Annotated in this window: 23 protein-coding genes; 17 read left to right on the top strand and 6 right to left on the bottom strand. The window is 52.5% G+C overall.

Features of this window, described 5'->3' with window-relative positions; genetic code table 11:
* The first annotated feature begins 41 nt into the window (after positions 1 to 41).
* The 12 genes from OGX95_RS13790 (at position 42) to trpS (ending at position 10,225) form a co-directional block, all read left to right on the top strand.
* Positions 42 to 821, top strand: coding sequence for a type IV pilus biogenesis protein PilM (locus OGX95_RS13790; RefSeq protein ID WP_286629824.1), 780 nt, complete (start codon positions 42 to 44; stop codon positions 819 to 821).
* Positions 821 to 1,360: a PilN domain-containing protein gene (locus tag OGX95_RS13785; protein WP_286629823.1), complete on the top strand. Its 540-nt coding sequence runs from the start codon at positions 821 to 823 to the stop codon at positions 1,358 to 1,360. Before OGX95_RS13790 ends, OGX95_RS13785 begins: the two co-directional genes overlap by 1 nt.
* Positions 1,361 to 1,412: 52 nt before the next feature.
* A complete protein-coding gene (locus tag OGX95_RS13780) occupies positions 1,413 to 1,811 on the top strand; it encodes a HofO family protein (protein ID WP_286629822.1) in 399 nt (132 codons plus the stop codon).
* Positions 1,801 to 2,205, top strand: coding sequence for a HofP DNA utilization family protein (locus tag OGX95_RS13775; RefSeq protein WP_286629821.1), 405 nt, complete (start codon positions 1,801 to 1,803; stop codon positions 2,203 to 2,205). The genes OGX95_RS13780 and OGX95_RS13775 overlap by 11 nt, the downstream gene beginning before the upstream one ends.
* Positions 2,117 to 3,355, top strand: a complete 1,239-nt coding sequence (gene hofQ, locus OGX95_RS13770; protein ID WP_286629820.1) for a DNA uptake porin HofQ — start codon at positions 2,117 to 2,119, stop codon at positions 3,353 to 3,355. The genes OGX95_RS13775 and hofQ overlap by 89 nt, the downstream gene beginning before the upstream one ends.
* 404 nt (positions 3,356 to 3,759) lie before the next feature.
* A complete protein-coding gene (aroK, locus tag OGX95_RS13765; protein WP_003023552.1) occupies positions 3,760 to 4,281 on the top strand; it encodes a shikimate kinase AroK in 522 nt (173 codons plus the stop codon).
* A 57-nt stretch (positions 4,282 to 4,338) separates the two neighbouring features.
* A complete protein-coding gene (gene aroB, locus OGX95_RS13760) occupies positions 4,339 to 5,427 on the top strand; it encodes a 3-dehydroquinate synthase (protein ID WP_286629819.1) in 1,089 nt (362 codons plus the stop codon).
* A gap of 96 nt (positions 5,428 to 5,523) precedes the next feature.
* Positions 5,524 to 6,828, top strand: a complete 1,305-nt coding sequence (damX, locus tag OGX95_RS13755; protein ID WP_286629818.1) for a cell division protein DamX — start codon at positions 5,524 to 5,526, stop codon at positions 6,826 to 6,828.
* A gap of 117 nt (positions 6,829 to 6,945) precedes the next feature.
* Complete coding sequence (gene dam, locus OGX95_RS13750; RefSeq protein ID WP_286629817.1) at positions 6,946 to 7,782, top strand: adenine-specific DNA-methyltransferase; 837 nt, start codon at positions 6,946 to 6,948, stop codon at positions 7,780 to 7,782.
* A gap of 17 nt (positions 7,783 to 7,799) precedes the next feature.
* Positions 7,800 to 8,477, top strand: coding sequence for a ribulose-phosphate 3-epimerase (gene rpe, locus OGX95_RS13745; RefSeq protein ID WP_271454324.1), 678 nt, complete (start codon positions 7,800 to 7,802; stop codon positions 8,475 to 8,477).
* Positions 8,470 to 9,228 carry a phosphoglycolate phosphatase gene (gph, locus tag OGX95_RS13740; protein WP_286629815.1) on the top strand — a complete coding sequence of 253 codons (759 nt, stop codon included), beginning with the start codon at positions 8,470 to 8,472 and terminating at the stop codon, positions 9,226 to 9,228. Before rpe ends, gph begins: the two co-directional genes overlap by 8 nt.
* On the top strand, positions 9,221 to 10,225 hold the full coding sequence (gene trpS, locus OGX95_RS13735) for a tryptophan--tRNA ligase (protein WP_286629814.1): 1,005 nt from the start codon (positions 9,221 to 9,223) through the stop codon (positions 10,223 to 10,225). The genes gph and trpS overlap by 8 nt, the downstream gene beginning before the upstream one ends.
* A 77-nt stretch (positions 10,226 to 10,302) precedes the next feature.
* Here the strand turns inward: trpS and cysG are convergent, their stop codons facing one another.
* The 5 genes from cysG to tsgA all read right to left on the bottom strand — a co-directional run bounded on the left by cysG (position 10,303) and on the right by tsgA (position 17,017).
* Complete coding sequence (gene cysG / locus OGX95_RS13730) at positions 10,303 to 11,676, bottom strand: siroheme synthase CysG (protein ID WP_048213540.1); 1,374 nt, start codon at positions 11,674 to 11,676, stop codon at positions 10,303 to 10,305.
* Between the two features lie 12 nt (positions 11,677 to 11,688).
* Positions 11,689 to 12,498 (bottom strand): nitrite transporter NirC, encoded by an 810-nt coding sequence (gene nirC / locus OGX95_RS13725; RefSeq protein ID WP_286629813.1) that lies wholly within the window; start codon positions 12,496 to 12,498, stop codon positions 11,689 to 11,691.
* A 142-nt stretch (positions 12,499 to 12,640) separates the two neighbouring features.
* Positions 12,641 to 12,967 carry a nitrite reductase small subunit NirD gene (gene nirD / locus OGX95_RS13720; RefSeq protein ID WP_286629811.1) on the bottom strand — a complete coding sequence of 109 codons (327 nt, stop codon included), beginning with the start codon at positions 12,965 to 12,967 and terminating at the stop codon, positions 12,641 to 12,643.
* Positions 12,964 to 15,507, bottom strand: coding sequence for an NADPH-nitrite reductase large subunit (gene nirB / locus OGX95_RS13715; RefSeq protein ID WP_286629810.1), 2,544 nt, complete (start codon positions 15,505 to 15,507; stop codon positions 12,964 to 12,966). The genes nirD and nirB overlap by 4 nt, the downstream gene beginning before the upstream one ends.
* A gap of 328 nt (positions 15,508 to 15,835) precedes the next feature.
* Positions 15,836 to 17,017 carry an MFS transporter TsgA gene (gene tsgA / locus OGX95_RS13710; protein ID WP_286629809.1) on the bottom strand — a complete coding sequence of 394 codons (1,182 nt, stop codon included), beginning with the start codon at positions 17,015 to 17,017 and terminating at the stop codon, positions 15,836 to 15,838.
* Positions 17,018 to 17,283: 266 nt separating this feature from the next.
* Between tsgA and ppiA the strand changes: the two genes are divergently transcribed.
* The 5 genes from ppiA (at position 17,284) to argD (ending at position 20,620) form a co-directional block, all read left to right on the top strand.
* A complete protein-coding gene (ppiA, locus tag OGX95_RS13705) occupies positions 17,284 to 17,856 on the top strand; it encodes a peptidylprolyl isomerase A (protein ID WP_137381141.1) in 573 nt (190 codons plus the stop codon).
* 106 nt (positions 17,857 to 17,962) lie between these two features.
* Positions 17,963 to 18,130 (top strand): FicA/YhfG family antitoxin, encoded by a 168-nt coding sequence (ficA, locus tag OGX95_RS13700; RefSeq protein ID WP_137381140.1) that lies wholly within the window; start codon positions 17,963 to 17,965, stop codon positions 18,128 to 18,130.
* The gene (locus tag OGX95_RS13695) at positions 18,120 to 18,722 is read left to right on the top strand and encodes a putative adenosine monophosphate-protein transferase Fic (protein WP_286629808.1); all 603 of its coding nucleotides are present in this window, start codon (positions 18,120 to 18,122) and stop codon (positions 18,720 to 18,722) included. Before ficA ends, OGX95_RS13695 begins: the two co-directional genes overlap by 11 nt.
* A gap of 31 nt (positions 18,723 to 18,753) precedes the next feature.
* Positions 18,754 to 19,317 carry an aminodeoxychorismate synthase component 2 gene (gene pabA / locus OGX95_RS13690; RefSeq protein ID WP_286629807.1) on the top strand — a complete coding sequence of 188 codons (564 nt, stop codon included), beginning with the start codon at positions 18,754 to 18,756 and terminating at the stop codon, positions 19,315 to 19,317.
* Between the two features lie 85 nt (positions 19,318 to 19,402).
* Positions 19,403 to 20,620, top strand: a complete 1,218-nt coding sequence (argD, locus tag OGX95_RS13685) for a bifunctional acetylornithine/succinyldiaminopimelate transaminase (protein WP_286629806.1) — start codon at positions 19,403 to 19,405, stop codon at positions 20,618 to 20,620.
* A gap of 48 nt (positions 20,621 to 20,668) precedes the next feature.
* On the opposite strand, the gene OGX95_RS13680 is transcribed toward argD, so the two are convergent.
* Complete coding sequence (locus OGX95_RS13680; RefSeq protein WP_286630080.1) at positions 20,669 to 22,756, bottom strand: YccS/YhfK family putative transporter; 2,088 nt, start codon at positions 22,754 to 22,756, stop codon at positions 20,669 to 20,671.
* Positions 22,757 to 22,790 lie beyond the last annotated feature (34 nt).

Raw genomic sequence — 22,790 nt, 5'->3', positions numbered from 1 at the left:
TATACCCGTTGAAGCAACGGGTGATAAGGAGATCATCAGCAATGGCTTTTCGTATATGGGAAATTGGTCTGCATATTCAGCAACATGACGTGCTGGCTGTCGCTATCGTTCGTGACGCGTCCGGTTGGGTCCTACACCGCTGGTGGCGTATGCCGCTGGCACATCAGGTTGTCGTCGATGGTCACATTCGTGAGCCGGAACAGCTTGCGGCGGTGCTCCAGCCGTGGAGCCGTGAGCTACCGTACAGGCACCATATCCACCTTTCTTTTCCTGCCAACAGGACGTTACAAAAAAAGTTGCCCCGTCCTGCAATGATCCTGCGCGAACCAGAGCAAACGGCATGGTTGTCTGGGGCAATGGCTCGTGAACTGGATATGGAGCCGGGTGCGCTGCATTTTGATTATAGTGAAGACGCGCTAAGCCCGGCGTTCAACGTGACTGCAGCACAAAGCAAAGAAATATCGGCACTCCTGACACTGATGCATCCCCTGAAAGTACAGGTTACGGCCATTACGCCGGATGCCAGCGCCTTGCAGCGATTAATTCCTTATTTACCCGTGCATCAATCGTGTCTGGCATGGCGCGACGATACCCAGTGGCTCTGGGCGAGTCGCACGGCATGGGGACGTAAATCGACGGGGGAAATTGACGATATCGGCGCGCTTGCCGCGGCATTATCTCTTTACCCTGCGGATATTGCGCTATGTGAAGCCGGTGGCTTTGATCCCTTAAATGTGGTGTCCGTCCGCCAGCCACCGATTCCTACGGAAAGCCACAACTTTGCCGTTGCGCTTGGGCTGGCGATGGGAGGAATGTACTGATGACGGCGACCATCAATCTTTTGCCCTGGCGCCAGTCGCGGCGGTACGCCTGTCTGCAATGGTGGGGAACGTTACTGAGTGGATCTTTACTGGCTATTGTGGGTATCGCGTTGGGTTATTACGCGCTTTCTCGCGTAGATAATCGGGTCGAATTACTGTTGGCAGATGCCGAAAAAATGCGGGCTGAAACCCTGATAGCGCTCAAGCCGCGCCTGCAACAGCGTCAACAACAATGGCAGCAGGCGCAACAAAGAGAAAAACGGCGTGAACAGATGCGAAGCTGGCAGTCTGTTTTACAAGGAGTGGCCGAGTTGCTGCCAGAACAGGCGTGGTTAACAGGAATGACCTGGCAGCAGGATACGCTGGAGCTGACAGGGCTTGCGCTGAACGTTGCTGCGCTTCATAGACTGGAGACGCAGCTACGTAAACACCCCGGGTTTCAATTGGGAAGCCCAGGGGAAACGCGACAAGATGCGCAGGGGCGCTGGCAGTTTCACTATCGTCTGATACGGAGCGTTATGCATGCAGGCGCTTTGTGATAGCTGGTTAGCGCAGACGCCACGGTTTCGACTTTTGTGCTGGGGCTGCTGGATGTTGGTCCTGATCACGGCTGCGCTGCTGTGCTTTTATCCAGCAGAGCAGCAACGGAAGGCGCAGCAGGCAGCATTAATCCGCCAACGCGTGGCTATTCAAGAACAATGGCGCAATTTGTATCTGTTGGCGTCATCGGTTGGGAAACCCTTTTCTCCCACTGAAGCGAGGCCGGCTCCTTTTTCCCCATTGGTATATCAAACCTCTCTTACACGTCTGATCCACTGGCAGCCCTCCGTACGGGGAGGCGAACTGGCACTGAAAACTGCGTGGGATGCGGTCCCACAGGTGTTTGCCCGACTGGCGGAACAGGGGATGAGTACGAGTCAGTTTTCTCTTAGTGCAGAAGATGCTGATGTGTTGTTGACGATACAGCTGGAGCATCAGAATGATGACTAAGCGCTGGCTGTTCGCGTGTTTTAGCGTGCTGCTGCTGACCGGCATGCGCAATCCCTTTCAGCCGCCAGAGGATCTCTGCCGGATGGCTGAGTTGTCGGCATGGCGTTATCAGGGGGCGGTGATCCAGGGAGGACGCTCAATTGGTTTTATTCGGGATGGTCAACACAAATGGCGGAGGGTCGAGCAGCGAGATGTTCTGAATAGTATCTGGAGAGTATCTCAGGTGACAGCCCAAAGCGTAACTATCGACACAGGGAACGATTGTGAGCCATCACGGTGGCAGTGGCAACGACAAGGAGAGGCGAATGAAGCGATGGATAGTCATCGTGCTGATGACCGTTATACCCAGCGTGCTGGCCGGGAAAGCACAAAACGTGACGCTGGTGGTGGATGATGTTCCCGTTGTACAGGTGCTGCAGGCGCTGGCGATGCAGGAGAAGAAAAATCTGGTGGTGTCACCGGATGTGAACGGTACGCTGTCATTGCATTTGACGGATGTGCCGTGGAAACAGGCATTGCAGACGGTGGTAAAAAGCGCCGGACTGGTGTTACGCCAGGAGGGAAATATTCTGTATGTGCATACTGTACGCTGGCAAAACGAAAATGCAGCCCGCCTGGAGAGTGAACAAGCGCGGATTCAGGCCAGTTTACCGCTGGAACAGCGCAACATAATTTTGCTATACGCGGATGCCACTGAGTTGGCAAAAGCTGGTGAAAAACTGCTGAGTACTAAAGGAAGTATAACGGTCGATAAGCGTACCAACCGCCTGCTGCTGCGTGACAACGCGGTTGCGCTAAACATACTGGAACAGTGGGTGGCGCAAATGGACTTGCCCGTTGAACAGGTCGAACTGGCGGCGCACATCGTCACGATTAATGAAAAAAGTTTGCGTGAGCTGGGGGTGAAGTGGTCGCTGGCAGATGCACAGCAGCCAGGGGAGGTGGGGAATGTCACCACGCTGGCCAGCGATCTTTCGGTGTCTACTGCAACATCGCGGGTGGGATTTAATATTGGCCGCATTAATGGTCGTTTGCTGGAGCTTGAGTTGTCTGCACTGGAGCAAAAACAGCAGCTCGATATCATCGCCAGCCCTCGATTACTGGCTTCTCATCTGCAACCTGCCAGTATTAAGCAGGGCAGTGAAATCCCGTATCAGGTCTCCAGTGGTGAAAGCGGCGCAACGTCTGTCGAATTTAAAGAAGCGGTGCTGGGGATGGAAGTAACGCCAACAGTACTGCAGAAAGGGCGGATCAGACTGAAACTGCATATTAGCCAGAATGTTCCCGGACAGGTGCTACAGCAAGCGGATGGCGAAGTGCTGGCCATCGATAAGCAGGAAATTGAAACCCTGGTGGAGGTTAAGAGTGGTGAAACGATCGCGTTGGGCGGGATTTTTTCACATAAAAATAAATCAGCAGCTGACAGTGTGCCGTTACTCGGCGACATTCCTTTGCTAGGCCATTTTTTTCGTCATGATGGTAAAGAAGATGAGCGGCGAGAGTTAGTGGTTTTTATCACGCCCAGACTGGTCTCAACAGAATAACTTATGCATGAAACCCCGTTGTTTTTGCGATGAACACGTTTCAGGGATTTGACGTGCGGGTGTATTTAGCATACAAGGAGTACCGATTTGAGTGTCGGGACTTTTCTTTACTTATGCAGCAGTGAATACGCTTCGCCTTTCCGGTGGTGTGTCATAGGCTTATTTGGCGTCATTTGGCTACACGACTCGTCGTCAGGTCAGATGTTTGCAGGGTAGCATGCCTGCCACGACCAGAAATGCGTAAGGTTTGGTGATTTATTCAGTTGCCAAACCCGCTTGAGTATTGAGATAATTTTCAGTCTGACTCTCGCAATATCTTATGAGGTTTCAGTTCATGTCCTGCTGCGCCGAGTGTCTGCGAAGCGGGTTTACCATTAACGAATAGTCTTAGTAGTACCGAAAAAATGGCAGAGAAACGCAATATCTTTCTGGTTGGGCCTATGGGTGCCGGAAAAAGCACTATTGGGCGCCAGTTAGCTCAACAACTCAATATGGAATTTTACGATTCTGATCAAGAGATTGAGAAACGAACCGGAGCTGATGTGGGCTGGGTCTTCGATGTAGAAGGTGAAGACGGCTTCCGTGATCGCGAAGAAAAAGTCATCAACGAGTTGACGGAAAAACAGGGTATTGTGCTGGCAACTGGCGGTGGCTCTGTAAAATCACGTGAAACACGTAACCGTCTTTCCGCGCGTGGCGTCGTGGTCTATCTTGAAACGACAATTGAAAAACAACTTGCACGTACTCAACGTGACAAGAAACGCCCGCTGCTGCAGGTAGAATCGCCGCCGCGTGAGGTTCTGGAAGCATTGGCTGACGAACGCAATCCTCTGTATGAAGAGATTGCTGATGTGACCATTCGCACCGACGATCAGAGCGCGAAGGTCGTAGCAAACCAGATTATTCATATGTTGGAAAGCAACTAATTCTGGCTGAATACACACTCGTCTGCGGGTACAAGTAACTAAGGTGGATGTCGCGTAATGGAGAGGATTACAGTCACTCTCGGGGAACGTAGTTACCCTATCACCATCGCGGCTGGTTTGTTTAATGAGCCAGCTTCATTCTTACCGCTGAAATCGGGCGATCAGGTTATGTTGGTGACCAACGAAACCCTGGCTCCCCTTTATCTCGATAAGGTTCGCGGCGTACTTGAACAGGCGGGTGTTAACGTTGATAGCGTTATCCTTCCCGATGGCGAGCAGTATAAAAGCCTGACGGTTCTGGATACGGTCTTCACTGCGTTACTGCAAAAACCGCATGGTCGTGATACCACGCTGGTCGCACTTGGCGGCGGCGTGATTGGCGATCTTACCGGTTTTGCAGCAGCCAGCTATCAGCGTGGTGTTCGTTTTATTCAAGTCCCGACAACGCTGTTGTCGCAGGTTGACTCCTCCGTAGGCGGTAAAACCGCCGTAAACCATCCCCTCGGTAAAAACATGATTGGCGCGTTTTACCAACCGGCCTCCGTGGTGGTGGATCTCGACTGCCTGAAAACGCTTCCTGCGCGTGAATTGGCATCGGGCCTGGCGGAAGTGATCAAATACGGCATCATCCTTGACGGTGAATTTTTCAGCTGGCTGGAAGACAATCTGGACGCATTATTACGTCTGGATGGTCCGGCAATGGCGTACTGTATTCGCCGTTGTTGTGAGCTGAAAGCAGAAGTTGTCGCAGCGGACGAGCGAGAAATGGGCTTACGTGCTTTACTGAATCTGGGACACACGTTTGGCCATGCTATCGAAGCTGAAATGGGTTATGGCAATTGGTTACATGGTGAAGCCGTCGCAGCAGGTATGGTAATGGCTGCCCGCACGTCAGAACGTTTGGGCCAGTTTACCTCCGCTGAAACGCAGCGCATTATTACGCTGTTGCAGCGCGCAGGTTTACCGGTGAATGGGCCGCGTGAAATGTCTGCACAGGCTTATTTGCCGCACATGCAGCGAGATAAAAAAGTGTTGGCGGGAGATATTCGTTTAGTACTTCCGCAGGCAATAGGGAAGAGTGAAGTACGCGGCGGAGTGTCGCATGAGGTGGTTCTTAACGCGATTGCTGATTGCCAGCAGGCGTAACAACAAGAAAGGTCAGGCTTGCGTTGTAAAGCGTAAGTCTTTTAGCTTCAGGTTATGTGCAAAGTCGTAAGCATTAACCTTTGAGTGGGGTGTTAAATGGATGAATTCAAACCAGAAGACGAGCTGAAACCCGATCCCAGCGATCGTCGTACTGGTCGTTCTCGTCAATCGTCTGAACGCGATAATGAGCCACAAATCAATTTTGATGATGTTGATCTGGATGCCGACGATCGCCGTCCTGCGCGGGCACGTAAAGAGCGTGATGAAGAGCAGGACATTGAAGAAGACTATGAATCTGATGACGATGTTGTGGATGAAGAACGTGTAGAACGTCGCCCACGCAAGCGTAAAAAAGCGGTCAGTAAACCAGCCTCCCGTCAGTACATTATGATGGGTGTGGGTGTTCTGGTACTGCTGCTGCTGATTGTCGGTATCGGTTCCGCACTGAAGGCCCCCTCATCTTCCTCTTCCAGCGAGCAGGCTGCGTCTGGTGAGAAGAGCATCGATCTTTCTGGCAGCAATGCGACGGATCAGGCGAACACCACAATGCCTGCGACGGGTGCTGAGCAGACCGCTGGTAATACGCAGCAGGATGTTTCTCTGCCGCCGATTTCCTCTACCCCGACTCAAGGCCAGGCACCTGCCACAGCAGAAGGTCAGCAGCGCGTTGAAGTTCAGGGCGATCTGAACAATGCGCTGACGCAGCCGCAAGGTCAGGCACAGGTTAACAACGTCGTAGTCAACTCTACGCTGCCAACTGAACCTGCTACCGTAGCGCCAGTTCGCAATGGTAATGCAGGGCGTCAGACTGCGAAGACTGAGCCAGCAGAACGTACAGCAGCTGCACATCAGGAACGCAAACAGGCTGTTATTGAGCCGAAGAGCAAGCCGCAGACCACGGTAAGAGCGACGCCAGCAGAGCCGAAACCTGTCGCTCAGGCGAAACCGACTGTGACCGCGACCGCGCCGACGACAACAACGAAAGCGCCAGTGGTAACCGCGACACCGAAAGCGTCAACTGAGCCAAAAGCAACGGCAAGCACCGCGCCAGCTCAGCAGACTGCAACACCTGCACCAACGACAGCAACACCGGTTGCTGGTGGTGCGAAAAGTGCAGGGAATGTTGGTGCGTTAAAATCAGCCCCATCCAGTCACTACACGCTGCAGCTCAGCAGTTCCTCTAACTACGACAACCTGAATGGTTGGGCGAAAAAAGAGAACCTGAAGAACTACGTGGTGTACCAGACGACGCGTAATGGTCAACCGTGGTATGTTCTGGTGACGGGCGTGTATGCGTCTAAAGAAGATGCGAAACGTGCAGTGTCTACGTTACCCGCCGACATTCAGGCGAAAAATCCGTGGGCAAAACCGCTGCACCAGGTTCAGGCCGATTTGAAGTAAGATAGGATATGTTCTGCAATGGTTTGCTGTTTCGCCCAATTGCGGGACAAAGACTAAAGCGCAGGATGCTGTCGGAGCTTTCTCCACAGCCGGAGAAGGTGTAATTAGTTAGTCAGCATGAAAAAAAATCGCGCTTTTTTGAAATGGGCAGGGGGGAAATACCCCCTGCTTGATGATATCAAACGGCATTTACCTCAGGGTGAGTGCCTGATTGAACCCTTCGTGGGTGCCGGGTCGGTGTTTCTCAACACCGACTTTTCTCGTTATATTCTTGCCGATATCAACAGCGACCTGATCAGTCTCTATAACATCGTGAAGACGCGTACCGATGAGTATGTGCAGGCTTCACGTGAGCTGTTTATGCCTGAAACGAATCAGGCTGAGGTGTACTACCAGCTCCGGGAAGAATTTAATGCCTGCCAGGACTCGTTCCGACGTGCAGTGTTGTTTTTATATCTCAACCGTTTTGGCTATAACGGGTTATGCCGTTATAACCTGCGCGGTGAGTTTAACGTCCCCTTTGGTCGTTATAAAAAACCCTACTTCCCGGAAGCCGAGTTGTACCATTTTGCCGAAAAAGCGCAAAATGCAGAGTTCCATTGCCTCTCCTATGAAGAGTGCATGGATCGTGCGGATACCAACTCTGTGGTCTACTGTGACCCGCCATATGCACCGCTCTCGGCGACGGCAAATTTCACCGCGTATCATACCAACAGCTTTAGCCCGAAAGAGCAGGCGCATCTGGCCGAGATGGCAGAAAAGCTGGTCAGTAAGCAGATCCCGGTGTTAATTTCGAATCATGACACGCCGGATACCCGTGAATGGTATCGAGCGGCGAAACATTTTCAGGTCAAAGTGCGGCGCAGTATAAGTAGCAACGGCGGCACACGTAAAAAGGTGAACGAACTGCTGGCGCTATACAAACCAGGAGTCGCAACGCCTGCGAAAAAATAATTCTCAAGGAGAAGCGGATGAAACAGTATTTGATTGCCCCCTCAATTCTGTCGGCTGATTTTGCCCGCCTGGGTGAGGACACCGCGAAAGCACTGACGGCGGGTGCTGATGTCGTTCACTTCGACGTCATGGATAACCACTACGTGCCGAACCTGACCATCGGCCCGATGGTACTGAAATCGCTGCGTAAATATGGGATCACCGCTCCGATTGATGTTCATCTGATGGTGAAGCCAGTTGATCGAATTGTCCCTGATTTCGCAGCGGCCGGTGCCAGCATCATTACTTTTCACCCGGAAGCCTCCGAACACGTCGATCGCACTTTGCAACTGATCAAAGAGAATGGCTGTAAAGCGGGGCTGGTGTTCAACCCGGCTACGCCGCTGAGCTATCTGGACTATGTCATGGATAAGCTGGATGTGATCCTGCTGATGTCTGTTAACCCAGGTTTTGGTGGACAGTCCTTTATCCCGCAAACGCTGGATAAACTACGCGAAGTCCGTCGTCGTATTGATGAGTCTGGCTATGACATCCGTCTGGAAGTGGATGGCGGCGTCAAGGTGAACAACATTGGTGAAATCGCGGCTGCCGGTGCGGATATGTTTGTCGCAGGCTCCGCGATTTTCGACCAACCGGACTACAAAAAAGTCATTGATGAAATGCGCAATGAACTGGCGAAGGTAAGTCATGGATAAATTTCAGGACATTCGGGGCGTAGCATTTGACCTCGACGGCACGCTGGTTGACAGTGCGCCGGGATTAACCGCCGCGGTAGATATGGCGCTGTATGCGCTGGAGCTACCGGTAGCGGGTGAAGAGCGTGTCATTACCTGGATTGGTAATGGTGCCGATGTGTTGATGGAACGTGCGCTTGCCTGGTCCCGTCAGGAGCGTGCGACCTTACGTAAAACGATGGGCAAACCGCCTGTTGATGACGATATTCCCACTGCGGAACAGGTGCGAATTCTGCGCAAGCTGTTCGACAGATATTACGGCGATGTCGCCGAAGAGGGGACGTTCCTGTTCCCTGATGTAGCCGACACGTTGGGCGCACTGCATGCCAACGGATTGCCGCTGGGTCTGGTGACCAATAAACCGACGCCGTTTGTCGCGCCGTTACTTGATGCGCTGGATATTGCCAAATATTTTAGTGTGGTCATCGGTGGTGATGACGTACAGAACAAAAAACCGCATCCGGACCCGCTGCTGTTGGTAGCAAGCAAGCTTGGCATCAGACCTGAGCAATTGCTCTTTGTTGGGGATTCTCGTAATGATATTCAGGCGGCAAAAGCCGCTGGCTGCCCATCCGTTGGCCTGACTTATGGCTATAACTATGGTGAGTCAATTGCGCTGAGCCAGCCTGACGTCATATCCGAGCGTATTAATGAACTACTGCCCGCTCTCGGGCTTCCGCATAGCGAAAATCAGGAATCAAAAAATGACTAAGCCCATCGTTTTTAGTGGCGCACAGCCCTCAGGTGAATTGACCATTGGCAACTATATGGGTGCGCTGCGTCAGTGGGTGAGCATGCAGGATGACTACCATTGCATCTATTGCATCGTTGACCAACATGCTATCACCGTTCGTCAGGATGCCCAGCAACTGCGTAAAGCAACTCTGGATACGCTGGCGCTGTACCTGGCGTGCGGTATCGATCCTGAAAAAAGCACCATCTTCGTACAGTCGCATGTGCCGGAACATGCACAGTTAGGCTGGGCACTGAACTGCTACACCTATTTCGGTGAACTGAGCCGAATGACCCAGTTCAAAGATAAATCCGCACGTTATGCAGAGAACATCAATGCCGGTCTGTTCGACTACCCGGTACTGATGGCTGCCGATATTCTGCTGTACCAGACCAACCTGGTACCAGTAGGGGAAGATCAGAAACAGCATTTGGAGCTGAGCCGTGATGTCGCCCAGCGTTTTAACGCACTGTATGGCGATATCTTTAAAGTGCCGGAGCCGTTTATTCCGAAGTCCGGTGCGCGCGTGATGTCCCTGCTGGAGCCGACGAAGAAAATGTCTAAGTCGGATGACAACCGTAATAACGTGATCGGCCTGCTGGAAGATCCGAAATCTGTGGTGAAGAAGATCAAACGCGCCATGACGGATTCCGATGAGCCGCCTGTTGTACGCTACGATGTGCAGAATAAAGCGGGTGTCGCCAACCTGCTGGATATTCTCTCTGCCGTGACCGGTCAGAGCATTCCTGAACTGGAGCAGCACTTTGAAGGCAAGATGTATGGTCATCTGAAGGGGGAAGTCGCAGAAGCCGTCTCCGGCATGCTGACCGAACTCCAGGAACGCTATCACCGTTTCCGTAACGATGAAGCCTTCCTGCAGAAAGTAATGAAAGACGGTGCAGAAAAAGCCAGCGCGCGTGCTGCACAAACGCTGAAAGCTGTGTATGAAGCTATTGGATTTGTTGCCAAGCCGTAAACGTACGTCATCGAGAACCAAAAAAACCGGGAAATTCCCGGTTTTTTTATTCGTATCATCTCGGTGTTATTGGCGAATTAATGATTCGAGAACCAGTTCAGCTTATCGCGTAATCCCACAACACGGCCCACGATAATCAGTGCCGGGCTTTCAACCTGTTTTGCCAGTTCACCAAGCTGTGTCAGCACACCGCTGACGACGCGCTGTGTTACGGCAGTACCATTCTCGACCAGGGCAACCGGCATATCGGCTTGCATACCAAACTCGATGAGTTTTTCCTGAATCGTTGCCGCCTGATTCAGTCCCATGTAGAACACCAGTGTTTGTTTCTCTGCTGCCAGGTTTTCCCAGTCCAGTTCACCGCCTGTTTTCAGGTGTCCGGTGACCAGGCGTACACTCTGCGCATAATCGCGATGGGTCAGTGGGATACCGGAGTAAGCAGAACAACCAGAAGCTGCGGTAATGCCCGGTACGACAGAGAATGGAATACCGGCATGACACAGGGTCTCCAGCTCTTCGCCACCGCGTCCAAAGATGAACGGGTCACCGCCTTTCAGTCGCACTACGCGTTTACCTTGTTGCGCTTCACGCAACAGGATCTGGTTGATCTCTTCCTGCGGTACGCAGTGATAACCGGCACGTTTGCCTACGAACACACGATCTGCGTCGCGACGCACGAGGTTCATGATATCGTCGGAAACCAGACGGTCATACACCACCACATCAGCTTGCTGGATCTGCTGTAGCCCTTTCAGCGTCAGCAGCCCGGCATCGCCAGGACCGGCGCCAACCAGCACCACTTCACCGCGATGATCCAGCGGTTCGCTGAGCAATTGCTCAGTGGTTTCCTCTACGGCTTGCTGGTCGTTGTTTGCCAGCGACTGCGCCAGGCGGTCATTAACAAACAATTTTTCCCAGAAGCGGCGACGTTCACCCATGCTGGCAAACTGCTTTTTCACCCGGGAGCGCAGTTGCCCGGCATACTGTGCGACCTGGCCCAGATGCTGCGGCAACACGGATTCGAGTCTTTCACGTAGCAGGCGGGCAAGAACTGGGGATGTACCGCCTGAGGAGACTGCCACCATCAGCGGAGAGCGGTCGATAATTGAGGGCATGATGAAACTGGCCGCTTTTGGCGCATCGACCACGTTACAGAAAATACGGCGTGTCTCTGCGGCATTGCTGACGCTAAGGTTAACGGCATCGTCATCAGTAGCGGCGATCGCCAGCCAGCAAGAGTCGAGCAGGGCTTCATCGAATGGCCCCTCAACCAGCGTCAGCATGCCTTCATTTGCCCATACGGTGAACTGCGGAATAAACGCCAGCGCATTGACCGTTAAACGGGCACCAGCTTCCAGCAGTAACCGCGCTTTGCGTTCTGCGACATCACCACCGCCGACGATCAAGCAGTCGCGGTCACGTAGTTGACAAAATATAGGCAAATGATCCACGACAAATACCCCTTAATTATTGGCAGCAGCCTCAGGCTGGTTGATTTTTTCCGGAGCTGGTCGCTCCGATTTTGGCGTAGCATACCAATAACCCAACCCCATGAATACGACACCGGACAAAGTATTACCGAGTGTTACCCACAACAGATTGTGACCGATTCCGGTCAGGGTATAGGCCTCGCTGTGATGACCGAACCAGGAAAGGGCAAACAGCGTCATATTGGCCACGGAGTGTTCATAGCCAGAAGCGATAAACGCCAGCAGACACCACCAGATTGCGAGGAACTTCGCCGCGCCTTCGGTGCGGATTGCCATCCAGATTGCCAGACAAACCAACCAGTTACACAGGGCGCCTTTAAAGAACAGTACTGTTGCAGGTGCGGTGGTTTTCGCCAGCGCGACCGTATGCACGATGCTGGTGTCTACCGGCAACAGACTGCCACCGCCCCAACTGTATAGCAGAGCGACAAATACAGAGCCCACGAGGTTGCCGAGCCAGGTTTGCGGCAGAATCGCCCACATTTGACCGTGGCTGATGGTGCCGGCTTTAACGCCGAGCGTGAGAAACATCGTGTGCCCGGTGAACAGTTCAGAACCGGCAATAATAACCAGCGTTAAGGCAATACCAAAGGTTGCACCCATTACCAGAGGACGTACGGACGGATCGAGTAAATTACCGAGCGTGAAAATAAGAATGATACCGAGCCCGACGTAGGCCCCTGCCATTGCTGAGCTGACCCAGAATCCGATGGGGTTATTTGCCGACAGGCGTGCGATGCGCGCAGCGTTAGCCGCACACTTGTTAATAGTGTCTGTGAACATGTGTTGATTATCCTTGAAGTACAAAAATAAAAAGAAATCGTAACCGTAGGCCGGATAAGGCATAAATGCCCTATCAGGCCTACCAATAAAAGAACTACAAATACGTCAAAAAAGGGGAGGTGTTGCGCCTCCCCAAAAGTCATTAACCGCGCAATTGCACCATGCCGTCTTTTACTCGCGCTTCGTAATGTTTAACGGAGAACTGTTCATCTTCCATACACAAGCCGTCGCTTAAACGAAAGCGCTGTTTTTTCAGCGGGCTGGCGACCCACAGCTCACCCTGATGTTCAGCAATCAACCCACGCGACAGCACACTGGACTCAAAGAATGGGTCGATATTGCTGATCGCAAACACCTGATCGCTGTGATACGGGCGGAAAATAGCAACCTGCTCAGTACCTAACAGGGCGCAGACGCCTGTCGCAGGTAGAATGTCATCGATTTTGCAGATGTTTTCCCACTGGCTCATGCGTTTTCCTCCACCAGAGTGACCGGGATACGCTCATACGGCGTGGCCGGACGATGTTGTTCGCGCTCAGGTACAACCTGAACATTCGGATCGCGTTTATCGCTGTTGATAAAGTGTTTGAAACGAACCTGTGCGGACGGCGTGTTGACCGTTTCTGTCCACTCACACACCACCGCTTCACGCAGACGGGCCATCTCTTCTTCCAGATGCTGGTTGAGGCCCAGTTTGTCATCGATGATGACTGACTTCAGGTACTCGATACCGCCTTCCAGGTTATCTAACCACGGTGCAGTACGGGTCAGTTTGTCCGCCGTACGGATGTAGAACATCATAAAGCGGTCAAGGTACTTGAGCAGCGTTTCACGATCAACATCGGCCGCCAGCAGGTCTGCGTGGCGTGGTTTCATCCCGCCGTTACCACAAACGTACAGGTTCCAGCCTTTCTCGGTAGCGATGATACCGACGTCTTTACCCTGGGCTTCCGCACATTCGCGGGTACAGCCAGAAACACCAAACTTCATCTTGTGCGGTGTACGAATACCCTTGTAGCGGTTTTCCAGTTCGACGCCGAAACCTACACTGTCGCCAACGCCATAACGGCACCACGTGCTGCCTACGCAGGTTTTTGCCATACGCAGCGCTTTCGCATATGCATGACCGGTTTCAAAGCCCGCTTCAATCAACTGACGCCAGATTTCCGGCAGGTCATCTTTTTGTGCGCCGAACAGCCCAATACGCTGGGAGCCGGTGATCTTGGTGTACAGGTTAAATTCACGGGCGATACGACCCACGGCAACCAGACCTTCTGGTGTAATTTCGCCACCGGCAGAACGTGGAATGACGGAGTAAGTACCGTCTTTCTGGATGTTGGCCAGGAAGTTGTCGTTGGTATCCTGCAGCGGCGTATGCTGTGGTTTAAGAATGTATTCATTCCAGCAGGAGGCCAGCAGGGAGCCGACGGTTGGTTTACATACTTCACAGCCGTAACCTTTACCGTGTTTAGCCAGCAATTCTTCGAAGGTTTTAATGCCTTCTACGCGGATTAGGTGGAACAGTTCCTGACGCGAATACGGGAAGTGTTCACACAGGTTGTTATTGACTTCGATACCCTGCTTCGCCAGTTCGGCGTTCAGGACCTGCGTCACCAGCGGGATACAACCGCCGCAGCCGGTACCGGCTTTGGTTTCGGCTTTCAGCGCTGCAACGGTGTGACAACCTTTGTTGATAGCGGCGACCAGCATGCCTTTGGTAACGTCGAAACAGGAACAAATCTGCGCGCTGTCCGGCAGTTTATCCACACCGATGGACGGCTTACCGCTGCCCGCATGCGCTGGCAGGATCAGTGAATCCGGGTTTTCCGGCAGTTCGATAGCGTTAAGTACCAGTTGCAGCAGGTTGCCGTAATCGCTGGTGTCACCCACCAGAACGGCACCCAGCAGCGTTTTGTTATCTTCGCTGACAATCAGGCGTTTGTAGACTTCTTTGCTTTCGTCGAGGTAAACGTAGCTACGGGCACCCGGCGTGCGCGCATGTGCGTCGCCGATACCGCCAACATCCACGCCCAGCAGCTTCAGTTTGGCGCTCAGATCCGCGCCTTCGAAGGCATTTTCGCTACCGAGAATATGGTCAACGGCGACCTGGGCCATTTTGTAACCCGGCGCGACCAGACCATATACGCGGTTGTTCCAGCTGGCGCATTCGCCAATCGCATAGATATCCGGGTCAGAGGTCTGGCAGGCGTCGTTAATCACGATTCCGCCGCGCTGTGCCACGTCAAGACCGCACTGGGTTGCCAGTTTGTCGCGTGGACGAATACCGGTGGAGAAGACGATGAAATCAACTTCCAGCTCGCTGCCGTCGGCAAAACGCATGGTTTTGCGCGCTTCGGTGCCTTCCTGGACAATCTCTTTGGTGTTCTTGCTGGTGTGCACACGCACGCCCATGCTTTCAATTTTGCGACGTAACTGCTCGCCACCCATATGATCCAGCTGTTCAGCCATCAGCATTGGGGCGAATTCAATCACGTGGGTTTCCACGCCCAGGCTTTTCAGCGCTCCGGCGGCTTCCAGACCTAACAGGCCACCACCGACGACGGCACCGCGTTTGCTACGGCGGGCGCAAGCTTCAATGGCGTTGAGATCTTCGATGGTACGGTAAACGAAGCAGTCCTGGGTTTCGGAACCTTTAATCGGTGGGATCCACGGATAGGAACCGGTCGCCATGATCAGCTTGTCGTAATAGACCGTACGACCCGCGCTGGAGTGGATCACCTTCTCCTGGCGGTTGATGGTAATTGCGCGTTCGCCAACTAACACCTTAACGCCGTGCTTCTCGTAGAAGCCTTCACGCACCAGAGAAAGTTCTTCAGCGGTGTGGTGAGAGAAGTAGGATGACAGGTGTACGCGGTCGTACGCTTTGCGGGGTTCTTCACAGAAGACGGTAATATCAAAATTGGCAGCGTCGGATTTATCAAGAAGATCCTCAATAAAGCGATGGCCGACCATACCATTACCGATAATAGCGAGTCTGACTTTGCTCATTTTTGCCTCGATTTCTTTTCTATTACTGCCTACCTTAACGATTCAGCAACCGCGCTTATTGATACAAATCAAATTCGGCCTTATATACTCCTTAAGGGGTATATAACTGATTTGTCAGCATTTTTATAAGTGACGGAATTGACAGGCTTTTCATATTTGTACAATTAGCATACAAATCAAGGGGGTTTAGTGTGTTTTGGCCGACATCGCCAGCGAATGAAGAGGGAGTGAGAATATGCCGGATGGCGGCTGCACCTTATCCGGCCTACGAATAGCTTCTCTTATAGGCCGGATAAGATGCACTAGCATCAGTATCCGGCATTCAGATTTAGTGGGCAGCGGAAGTTCCATGCTGGCGATGACGCGTGACGAACCCAAGGATAAAGCACATCACGAACACCACGGCATACAGTCCGTTCGCAGTCTGTAATGCGGCCAATGGACCACTGTGCGCTACGATAGGGCCAGTGACGACGAAGGTAAGCATGGTACCAATGGTGCCGCAGGTCAGCACAAAGTTAACCAGTTTAGGTGAGGCAACTTTGGTCTGCTGAGAACCAAGGGTAATAATGGTGGTATAAATCGCGCTGGAGAAGAAGCCCAGCGTCAGAATGAACCACGGCATATGTTCTGGTGTACCGGTGATGAACAGATACATCAGAACGGTGGCCAGTCCCGCCAATACGGTCAGAATACGCTGCAAATCGAAGAAACGCAGAATAAAGCTAAACGCCCACATGCCGACCATGTAAGACATCCAGAAGTCGCTAACCAGTTTACCCGCATCGTTCAGGCTCATGCCGAGGCTTTTGGCATATTCCGGTACCCAGGAGATAAAGCCAAGCTGACCGAGGATGTAGCACAGTGCCGCAATCGCCAGGAACAGTACGCCAATGCCCCATTTTTCTTTAACGATCGGTGTGTCTGATTGCTGTGCATGTTTGCCCAGCGCCGGGAATTCACAGCCGAAGGTCAGAAGGAAAATCGCGACATACACCAGGCCGATACAAGCATAGACCCAGTACCATTCAATGCTGCGCGCGAGCAGGAAAGCCGCGACCATGGGGAAAATCATGCCCGCCATGCTGAAGAAGGAGTCGGTAAACAGCAGACGGGAGCCACGCTGGCGACCTTCATACATCTGAGTCACCAGGAAAGTACCAATCGACATGGTGATACCACTCACCAGGCCCAGCACAAACATTGCCGCAGAGAACAACGCCAGGCTATGGCTGAGCATCAGTCCGGCGATTGCTAATACCATCAAGATGAAGCCAAAACGCAATTGCGTTTTCAGCGGCACGATTTCCATCAGCCAGGCATTCAGAAAAATAGAGATCAGGATACCTGCGTTCAGGAAGGTGAAGGTGTTACTCATACTGGAAACGGGCAAATGGAAATAATCCGCGATGTTTCCCATCACCATCCCGGTGACAATTACCAACGCACCTGTCAGGGCGTAGGAGAGAAAGCTAATCCATGTGAGCTTAATGCGATTGCTGTTAGTCATGACTGGCCTGTATAGAAGTGTAAGGCACATTAACTGTGCCGTGAGCGGGCAGATTTTAGGCGTTTTAGTGATGTAATTAAATATTTTTTGGTAATTACTGAGCCTGTTACATTTTTGAATGTGATCATGATCACATAGATATTTACAGCTATGAGGTTACATTTGTTTCAAGTACGTAAAATTAGGTAAAGGGATGGCCTTGTTCATGAAGGCTCTTTAGAATCAATCCACTTGCTCTAGTTTCTGCTCTTGTTTAAGGAAATCTCATGCTCAAATCGACTCTGGCGGCTGTTGCAGCTGTTTTCGCTCTTTCTGCTATCTCTCCCGCAGCGCTGGCAGCGAAAGGGGATCCGCACGTTCTGCTGACAACCTCTGCCGGTAACATTGAACTGGAACTGAACAGCCAGAAAGCCCCGGTTTCAGTGCAAAACTTTGTCGATTATGTCAATAGCGGTTTCTATAACAACACCACATTCCACCGTGTGATCCCGGGATTTATGGTGCAGGGGGGGGGGTTTAATGAGCAGATGCAGCAGAAAAAACCTAACCCGCCAATCAAGAATGAAGCGGATAACGGGCTGCGTAACACCCGAGGCACTATTGCTATGGCGCGTACTGCGGATAAAGACAGTGCGACCAGCCAGTTCTTTATCAACATTGCGGACAATGCATTCCTCGATCATGGCCAGCGTGACTTTGGTTACGCCGTGTTCGGTAAAGTTGTGAAAGGTATGGATGTTGCGGACAAGATTGCGCAGGTACAGACCCACGATGTCGGTCCTTACCAGAATGTTCCGTCAAAACCGATTGTTATCCTTTCCGCTAAAGTCCTGCCGTAAGCCTATTTTGCGCGGGTAGTTCCTGCCCGCGTTCTTCCCCTTCTCTGCGTAACCCGAAATTGCTGCTTATACTTGTGGCAAGTGTCGGCTCATTCAGGGAGGTCACGTGAAAAAACTCACCGATAAACAAAAGTCCAGGCTCTGGGCGCAACTGCGAAATGCCAATTTCCAGGCAAGCCGGCGACTGGAAGGCGTGGATATTCCACGGGTTACTCTGAGCGCTGAAGATGCCCTGGCGCGTCTTGAAGAATTGCGGAGGCACTATGAGCGATAAATTCGGTGATGGACGTGACCCCTATTTGTATCCTGGTTTGAACGTCATGCGTAACCGGCTGGGGGTTCATCAGGCGCAGCGTCTGGCGCAGGCAGCTTATGAATTGACGGCGCTACGTGCCGCCACAATTGAACTGGGGCCGTTAGTTCGTGGTTTACCCTACCTGTGCGCTATTCATCGCCAACTTTATCAGGATATTTTCGACTGGGCGGGCAAGCTACGCGAAGTCGATATTTATCAGGGCGACACACCTTTCTGCCATTTTGCCTGGATAGAGAAAGAGGGCAACGTGCTGATGCAGGACCTGGAAGACGAGTCCTGGCTGGTGGGACTGCCGGAAGACAAATTTGTCGACCGACTTGCGCATTATTATTGTGAAATTAATGTGTTACACCCGTTTCGTATTGGCAGCGGTCTGGCGCAGCGTATTTTCTTCGAACAGTTGGCTATTCATGCCGGGTATATACTCAACTGGGAGGGCATCCAGGTTGAGGAGTGGAACCAGGCAAATCAAAGCGGCGCTATGGGTGACCTGTCCGCACTGCAGGCGATATTTCGTAAAGTGGTAAGCGAAGCTCTGGAAACTGAGTAGAATAGCGCGGTTCTTCTGTACCGGAGCCGCCATGATCCTGCTTATCGATAACTACGATTCTTTTACCTGGAACCTGTATCAATACTTCTGCGAACTGGGCGCAGATGTCCTTGTCAGACGCAACGACGAGCTGACGCTGGCGCAAATTGATGCGCTGAATCCGCAGAAAATCGTCATTTCCCCGGGGCCATGCACGCCGGATGATGCGGGCATCTCGCTGGATGTCATTCGTCTTTATGCGGGTAAGATCCCTATGCTGGGCGTTTGTCTGGGCCATCAGGCGATGGCACAAGCCTTTGGCGCGACCGTCGTGCGGGCGGCAAAAGTGATGCACGGTAAGACTTCACCCATTACGCATACCGGGCAAGGTGTTTTTCAGGGATTGGCAAACCCGCTAACGGTGACGCGCTACCATTCGTTGGTGGTCGCACCTGAGACGTTGCCTGAATGCTTTGAAGTGACGGCGTGGAGTGAAACGCAGGAGATTATGGGCATTCGTCACCGGGATTGGGATGTGGAAGGTGTGCAATTTCACCCGGAGAGCATCCTCAGCGATCAGGGGCATCAGCTGCTGGCTAATTTCCTTAACCGGTGATTTGTGGTTGCTATTCAGTGATTTTTTATTCATATTTTGTGATTATAATTTCACTAGCATTTCTGCTTAACAGGGTGGTAATGACATGGCAACTGAACAAACTGCAATTACGCGCGCAACATTCGATGAAGTGATTCTGCCGATTTATGCACCGGCAGAGTTTATCCCGGTAAAGGGGAAAGGGAGTCGAGTCTGGGATCAGCAGGGTAAAGAGTACGTTGATTTCGCGGGCGGCATTGCAGTGACCGCGTTAGGGCATTGCCATCCGGCACTGGTCGAGGCATTAAAAACCCAGGGTGAAACGCTGTGGCATACCAGTAACGTGTTCACCAATGAGCCGGCGTTGCGTTTAGGTCGCAAAATCATTGATGCCACTTTCGCCGAACGCGTGTTGTTCATGAACTCCGGTACCGAAGCCAATGAAACTGCCTTTAAGCTGGCGCGACACTATGCCTGCGTGCGCCATAGCCCGTTCAAAACCAAAATCATCGCCTTCCATAATGCGTTTCACGGTCGCTCGCTGTTTACTGTTTCCGTGGGCGGGCAGCCGAAATATTCCGACGGCTTTGGACCAAAGCCCGCGGATATCATCCATGTGCCGTTTAACGATCTGCATGCCGTAAAAGCGGTGATGGACGATCATACCTGTGCCGTGGTGGTTGAGCCTATTCAGGGTGAGGGAGGGGTTAGTGCTGCCACGCCAGAGTTTCTGCAGGGGCTGCGCGAACTGTGCGATCAGCATCAGGCATTGCTGGTGTTTGATGAAGTGCAGTGTGGGATGGGGCGTACCGGTGACCTGTTTGCCTATATGCACTACGGCGTGACGCCGGATATCCTGACTAGCGCTAAAGCTCTTGGTGGTGGATTCCCGGTGAGCGCGGTACTGACGACGCTGGAGATAGCCTCCGCATTCCATGTTGGCTCGCACGGTTCGACCTACGGCGGTAACCCGCTGGCCTGCGCGGTTGCAGGAGCGGCGTTCGATATCATTAATACCCCGGAAGTGCTGGAAGGTATTCAGGCCAAACGCCATGCCTTTGTGCAGCATTTGCAGAAAATTGATCAGCAGTTTGATATTTTCAGCGATATTCGCGGCATGGGGCTGCTGATTGGCGCTGAATTGAAGCCGCAATTTAAAGGTCGTGCGCGTGATTTCCTCTACGCTGCTGCTCACGAAGGGGTGATGGTGTTGAATGCCGGGCCGGACGTGATGCGTTTTGCGCCGTCGCTGGTGGTAGAGCAGGCTGATATTGATGAAGGGATGCAGCGCTTCGTGCAGGCGGTCGAGAAAGTGGTGGGTTGATCGCCTGTTTGCCGGATAAGGCGCTTGTGCCGCCATCCGGCAAACCTCTTAACCTTTCATATCCCGCAGCCGCCTGCTAAGCCAGATACCGTGGTGCGGTCGCTGGCGCCAGGCAACAGAAGAGATGGTGTGCATGGTATTAAGATGCCCCAGTATTCGTTGTAGATGCTGCTCAAGCGTACTTAATGGGCCGTGTGAGAGCATCTCTGGTGATTCGAGAATATTCACATCACCTGAACTTCCCGGCCCGTCATATTCCAGCCGCTGTTGACAGCGCTGGAGCGCAATTTCGCAGGATTCCAGATATCGCTGCGCCAGATCCGGCGTCAACATCGTGTGCTCTCTTGCCAGGGTAGTCATTGCATTGATGTGCTCGACGATGAACTGGCTATGTGTAACCCACAGTTTCATATCTGCCAGATAGTGCGAGTTAAACCCGGGTTCCTGCATGGCCTGGTTTAATGAGTTAAACAGCGTGTTTTGCGCCTGGTTGACCCGCATGCGCTGATACGCCAACGGTGTGGCTTGCGGATCGTTGCTGAGGATTAGGCGGATGGCTTCTTGATCTGCTCCTAGTGCATCGTGAGCGTTCTTACGTAGTAAACCACTCTGCCATTGCGGCCACAGCCAGAGCGTACCGCCAAAGGCGATCAAACAGCCGATCACGGTGTCGACAAACCGGGGCACGATAAACTGTTCCCCGTTCAACGTCAGTAACTGCAGGGTATATACCGCCGTGACCGTAAAGCCCACGGTGGCCCAGCCATAGTTTTTGCGGATGATCAGATAGCTCACCAGGGTTATCAGCAGCATAGCTGCCAGCGTGAAGCCCTCAGGAATATGAAAGTGCAGCGTAACACCCGCAATCACCAGTCCGACAAGCGTGCCCACCGAGCGGTGTAAAATACGCACCCGGGTTGCGCCGTAGCCATTCTGAGTGACGAACAGTATCGTCATCAGGATCCAGTAAGGTTTTGGCAGGTGTAAAGCGCTACCCATCAGGCTGGCGATACTCAACATGACGCTGATGCGTCCGGCGTTACGCAGCGCCGGAGATTTCAACGACAAATAGTTTTTCAGTGCTGGAATTAACGGTAATCGACGCTGTTTATCAGCCATTAAATCCCGGGCATATAGTGGGCGTTGGGTACGCAGCACACGGGCAATGCGGCTGAAATGCCAGTAGCAAAATTGTCCCACCGGATTATCCGGGTGCTGCCGGGCAATCTTCTCCAGGGTGCCTATCTGCTTTTCCATCGAAAAACGCGTTGGCAAGCGGTGGTACAAAATGTCATCGGCCAGTACGCGCAGGCGTTCGGCAACGGTGCGCGCATTCCAGCGAATCACCTGTTCAGCATGACTGCGTTCAACAAGCTTCTGCACTTCTTCGGGTTGATGCAGGCTGACGGAAATATGTTCCTGTAAATCCAGCGCTTCCTGGAAAACACGTAGCAAGCGTTTGTATTCATTATTGTGATGTGCCGACAGCATGTGCATTTGCTGGTAGCACTGGGTAATCAGATCCACGGCTTTTTGTTGACGGACCAGCAGGGGCGGTAGTGCTTTTTCGGGATCGGTATGCTGGGTCAACATGCTGTATTTGGCCTCACAGTAATCGGCTAATTCGCGGTACAACAAACTGAGTGATTCGCGCAGCGGTTGTTCACGCCACATCCAGAACCAGAACCAGTTAAACAGGCCGTACCATACTGTCCCCAACGCGTAGATCAGCAGTGGTTCCCAGACGGGCATGTTCCCGGCCAGACTCAGTGTGAAAATCGCCGCGATCAGTGAGGCGGGCAGAAGTCGTGCATGCAACGGGCTTAGCTCGGCGGTCACACCGAGAATCAGCGTCAGGCCGGTGAGGATCAGCGGCAGCGGTATCGTTTGTGCCAGCAGTAACTGCATAATCAGACTGCAGCCGGCAAACAGCGACGCGCCAATAACCAGTCGTTTGAAAAAGCGCTTATGTGGAGTATCAAGACCCGCAATATTGCAACAGGCAGGGACGAGGGAGAACAAGAGCCCCAGATGAAGTTGACCAATGATAAGACCGACAGCCACAGGTAAACATAGCACCAGCGTCTGTCGTAGTGCGTAGTTGATCTCGGGGTGATAAATCAGTCTTCGCCACATCGGAGCAAACAAAAATGGCGCATTACTACGTAAC

Source organism: Citrobacter sp. Cu233 (genome assembly GCF_030332225.1).
Taxonomy (GTDB): Bacteria; Pseudomonadota; Gammaproteobacteria; order Enterobacterales; family Enterobacteriaceae; genus Citrobacter.
This window is presented reverse-complemented; position numbering and strand designations above follow the sequence as displayed.

Coding starts and splice junctions, on each gene's coding strand:
- dam (WP_286629817.1), top strand. CDS start 6,946: ATGAAAAAAAATCGCGCTTTTTTGAAATGGGCAGGGGGGAAATACCCC.
- gph (WP_286629815.1), top strand. CDS start 8,470: ATGGATAAATTTCAGGACATTCGGGGCGTAGCATTTGACCTCGACGGC.
- OGX95_RS13780 (WP_286629822.1), top strand. CDS start 1,413: ATGTTGGTCCTGATCACGGCTGCGCTGCTGTGCTTTTATCCAGCAGAG.
- OGX95_RS13775 (WP_286629821.1), top strand. CDS start 1,801: ATGATGACTAAGCGCTGGCTGTTCGCGTGTTTTAGCGTGCTGCTGCTG.
- OGX95_RS13790 (WP_286629824.1), top strand. CDS start 42: ATGGCTTTTCGTATATGGGAAATTGGTCTGCATATTCAGCAACATGAC.
- nirB (WP_286629810.1), bottom strand. CDS start 15,507: ATGAGCAAAGTCAGACTCGCTATTATCGGTAATGGTATGGTCGGCCAT.
- aroK (WP_003023552.1), top strand. CDS start 3,760: ATGGCAGAGAAACGCAATATCTTTCTGGTTGGGCCTATGGGTGCCGGA.
- damX (WP_286629818.1), top strand. CDS start 5,524: ATGGATGAATTCAAACCAGAAGACGAGCTGAAACCCGATCCCAGCGAT.
- nirC (WP_286629813.1), bottom strand. CDS start 12,498: ATGTTCACAGACACTATTAACAAGTGTGCGGCTAACGCTGCGCGCATC.
- argD (WP_286629806.1), top strand. CDS start 19,403: ATGGCAACTGAACAAACTGCAATTACGCGCGCAACATTCGATGAAGTG.
- rpe (WP_271454324.1), top strand. CDS start 7,800: ATGAAACAGTATTTGATTGCCCCCTCAATTCTGTCGGCTGATTTTGCC.
- OGX95_RS13680 (WP_286630080.1), bottom strand. CDS start 22,756: ATGTGGCGAAGACTGATTTATCACCCCGAGATCAACTACGCACTACGA.
- OGX95_RS13695 (WP_286629808.1), top strand. CDS start 18,120: ATGAGCGATAAATTCGGTGATGGACGTGACCCCTATTTGTATCCTGGT.
- nirD (WP_286629811.1), bottom strand. CDS start 12,967: ATGAGCCAGTGGGAAAACATCTGCAAAATCGATGACATTCTACCTGCG.
- pabA (WP_286629807.1), top strand. CDS start 18,754: ATGATCCTGCTTATCGATAACTACGATTCTTTTACCTGGAACCTGTAT.
- tsgA (WP_286629809.1), bottom strand. CDS start 17,017: ATGACTAACAGCAATCGCATTAAGCTCACATGGATTAGCTTTCTCTCC.
- OGX95_RS13785 (WP_286629823.1), top strand. CDS start 821: ATGACGGCGACCATCAATCTTTTGCCCTGGCGCCAGTCGCGGCGGTAC.
- trpS (WP_286629814.1), top strand. CDS start 9,221: ATGACTAAGCCCATCGTTTTTAGTGGCGCACAGCCCTCAGGTGAATTG.
- hofQ (WP_286629820.1), top strand. CDS start 2,117: ATGAAGCGATGGATAGTCATCGTGCTGATGACCGTTATACCCAGCGTG.
- aroB (WP_286629819.1), top strand. CDS start 4,339: ATGGAGAGGATTACAGTCACTCTCGGGGAACGTAGTTACCCTATCACC.
- ppiA (WP_137381141.1), top strand. CDS start 17,284: ATGCTCAAATCGACTCTGGCGGCTGTTGCAGCTGTTTTCGCTCTTTCT.